The sequence below is a fragment of the Pseudomonas sp. RIT-PI-q genome, from assembly GCF_001297125.1.
Taxonomy (GTDB): Bacteria; Pseudomonadota; Gammaproteobacteria; order Pseudomonadales; family Pseudomonadaceae; genus Aquipseudomonas.
Map to the genome: position 1 here is coordinate 1 of NZ_LHPC01000073.1, position 445 is coordinate 445.

The 445-nt window shown below is 47.2% G+C and carries 1 protein-coding gene; it reads right to left on the minus strand.

The genetic code is table 11. The features are described from left to right. Nucleotides 1-256 precede the first annotated feature (256 nt). The coding region (locus AEQ67_RS36450) for a hypothetical protein (RefSeq protein ID WP_236710432.1) at nucleotides 257-445 on the minus strand (189 nt) is incomplete at its 5' end.

Below are 445 nucleotides of genomic sequence, written 5' to 3' on the forward strand. Positions count from 1 at the left end.
GCTCAGCAATCGTTGGTTACATCTTTGATTTCTCGCGGAGTAACTTGTGATGCTGATAATCTTGTTGACTATCAGCCTGACTCCACAAGCACCCACACGAATTGCTTGATTCAGTTGTTAAAGAGCGATTGGTCAAGACTTTCGTCTCAACCGAGGCGCGCATTCTACAGCGTCCTCTGTATCTGTCAAGCGGTTATTTTTCGAAGATTTCAAAGTTTCCTTTGCAACTTCAACCACTTGCGCTTCCGATCTCTCGTTAGCGGGAGGCGAATTCTACAGCGTTACTCGCTGCTGTCAACACCTCTTTTCCGCTGCTTCCGACCGAGAAGATCGAATCGTCAAAAGCGCCAAACAACCCTGCTCTTTCAACTCCTTCCAGGCTTCGATGAACTGAAGCAACCTGCTGCCGAAAACTGCGTAACTCTTTGTTTTCCAAGGAGTTTTC